Source organism: Streptomyces sp. NPDC056347, from assembly GCF_042262625.1.
Classification (GTDB): domain Bacteria; phylum Actinomycetota; class Actinomycetes; order Streptomycetales; family Streptomycetaceae; genus Streptomyces.
This window is the reverse complement of the sequence record NZ_JBHJQP010000326.1, coordinates 1-2,393: the sequence shown is the minus strand read 5'-3', so window position 1 is coordinate 2,393 and position 2,393 is coordinate 1. Positions and strand designations below refer to the sequence as shown.

Annotated in this window: 3 protein-coding genes; 1 reads left to right on the top strand and 2 read right to left on the bottom strand. The window is 71.7% G+C overall.

Going from position 1 to position 2,393, the window contains the following annotated elements; genetic code table 11:
* Nucleotides 1–34: 34 nt before the first annotated feature.
* Both ACFCV8_RS35935 and ACFCV8_RS35930 read right to left on the bottom strand, forming a co-directional pair.
* The gene (locus ACFCV8_RS35935; RefSeq protein WP_376689761.1) at nt 35–925 is read right to left on the bottom strand and encodes an alpha/beta fold hydrolase; all 891 of its coding nucleotides are present in this window, start codon (nt 923–925) and stop codon (nt 35–37) included.
* Between the two features lie 38 nt (nt 926–963).
* Nucleotides 964–1,488 carry a hypothetical protein gene (locus ACFCV8_RS35930; RefSeq protein ID WP_376689760.1) on the bottom strand — a complete coding sequence of 175 codons (525 nt, stop codon included), beginning with the start codon at nt 1,486–1,488 and terminating at the stop codon, nt 964–966.
* Between the two features lie 444 nt (nt 1,489–1,932).
* Here ACFCV8_RS35930 and ACFCV8_RS35925 point away from each other — a divergent pair.
* Nucleotides 1,933–2,393: N-acetylmuramoyl-L-alanine amidase (locus ACFCV8_RS35925; RefSeq protein WP_376689759.1), on the top strand; the 461-nt coding region annotated here is incomplete at its 3' end.

The following is a 2,393-nucleotide window of genomic DNA, read 5'->3' as shown; positions in this document are numbered from 1 at the left end:
GTTCCCCTCGGAACGGGCGGGGCGCCGTCCGCGTTCAGCCACGCGGGCGGGTGTGCGCGGCCAGGGCGTCGATGATCCGGGGCCAGAGCGGGCGCGGCCGGTCGTGCCCCATGTCCGCGAGGAGCAGGAGCTCCGCCCCCGGCACCAGTTCGGCCGTACGCTCCCCGCCGCTGGGCGAGACCAGGACGTCGTCCAGACCGTGGATCACCAGGGTCGGCACCTCGAGTCCGCGCAGGCCCTCGGTGCGCGGGCCGCTGAGTGTCATCGCCGCGAGCTGCCGCGCCATTCCGGCCGGGTGGTAGGCGCGGTCGTAGCTCCTGGCCGCCAGTTCGCGCAGGAGTGCCGGGTCGCCGTAGCGCCGGGAGGACCACAGCAGGTCCCGCTCGGCCGCCGCGATGTATCCCTCGCGGTCCGCGGGCTTCGGGGTGAGGAGCGCCGCCTGGGCCTCGGGGCTGGAGCGGCCGTACTCGGGCTCGCCGGTCGTGGACATCATCGACGTGAGCGTCCAGACCCGCTCCGGCCGTCCGATGGCCATCAGCTGGGCGAGCATTCCGCCCATCGACGTCCCGACCACATGGGCCCGCTCGATGCCGAGCGCGGTGAGCAGGGCAAGGCCGTCATCGGCCATGTCCTGGGCGGAGTAGGGCGCCATGGCGAGGGCGGCCCGGATGTCCCCCGAACTGACCGTCTCGACGAACCGGGCCATGTCGACAGGGCGGTCGTCGAATCGGGTGGACAGACCGCAGTCGCGGTTGTCGTAACGGATCACATGGCGCCCGCGATCCGCGAGCGCTCGGCAGAAGTCCTCGTGCCAGGCGATCATCTGCCCGCCGAGGCCCATCACGAGCAGGACCGGCGGGTCGGACGGATCACCGAACGTCTCATAGGCGAGGGACACTTCGGGCGAAACTTCAATAATCGGCATACGGAGAGTCTCCCAGCCTTCCCGTTCCCGTGTGACGCTCAGTCCCGCAGCCCGTGGCGTCGCTCGACGGCCTCCAGGCGTTCGAGCTCGCGCCGCGCCGCCACCGGGTGGTCGAGGTCGAGGGCCATGGCGGCGCGGGCGGTGATGTAGACGATGTCCTCGCGGGTGGCGGGGTCGAGGCCGGGGAGAGCCAGGAGGCGGCGGGTGGCGACGCTCAGGTAGATCGCGATGCTGCCGAGCCGCTCGCGCCGGTGTACGGACATGGTCCCGCGCAGCCGGTCCTTGGCGTAGTCGCGCGCCTGCCTGTCCGCCTCACCGGGCCTCGGCTCGACGGGAGCCCAGCGGAGGCCGGCCTCTTCGGCCTCCTCGTACATCTCCGCCACTTTGGTGCGGGCGGACTCCCGGTCGCCGGCGGCGGCCGCCTCGCGGGCCGACTCCAGTGCGGAGCACAGCCGTTCGCGGACGGCGGGGTCCTCCCGCGTATCGGCGTCCAGGTATCCGGACCACACGTCGAACGCCTTGGCCAGTTCGGCATCCAGCATGATCCTGTACGCGTCCGGCACTCCGCCGCCTCTCCCGTCGGGCCGCCCGGGTGCGGACGGCAGCGGTTCACGATAGGCCGGGCTCCGTGCCCGCTGCCTCAGGTTTTACCGCCGGGCCGGGCATCGCGGCCACTCGTACCGGTGGCACGGGAGCCGTTTCGTCCGTGCTCGGGCGAGGGGCTGCGTAGGGTACGTTCCGCCGGTTCTGGTCGGGGCCTGCGCGCCCGGGTCCGGTGAACCGGCCGTGCTCGCCGGGCGGATGACCGGCGGTCGTCCGCACTGCGGGCCTCCTGGCCGAGTCCGGCGGTGAAGGCGGGGGTATGGAACTCGTACGAACCACATGTCACCACGGCCCGGTTCGGCTCCGCGCGAGCGGTGACGATCGGCATGGTGCGTTCCTCCGGGTGGAGACGGGCGAGTCGCTCGGCGGCATCGCTCGTACACCTCGGGCTGAAAGGAAGACGAATGGCAACTCCTCTGTCCGCCGCTGCCGTCCTCAAGGCGCTGCGCGCCGAGGGCGTGCGCGTGGTCGAGGTCGGGAACTGGCGTACGCACAACCGCAATTCGAAGGGGCCTTGGGGGCCGGTCAACGGATCGATCGTGCACCACACCGTGACCAAGGGCACCGCCGACACGGTCCGCATCGTCCGCGACGGCTACCCCGACCTGCCCGGCCCGCTGTGCCACGGAATGATCGCGAAGGACGGCCGGGTGCACATGGTCGGCTGGGGTCGCGCCAATCACGCCGGGGGCGGTGACCCGAAGGTCCTGAATCAGGTGATAGCGGAGTCGTACGGCACCCGCCCGACCCCGCCCACGAAGGGCAATGCCAACGGGGTCGACGGCAACGCCCGGTTCTACGGCTGGGAATGCGAGAACCTCGGCGACGGCAAGGACCCCTGGCCCAAGGCGCAGTACGACGCGAT

What these genes read in the sequence shown, in the direction of transcription:
- ACFCV8_RS35935 (WP_376689761.1), bottom strand. Translation starts at nt 925, where the DNA reads ATGCCGATTATTGAAGTTTCGCCCGAAGTGTCCCTCGCCTATGAGACG.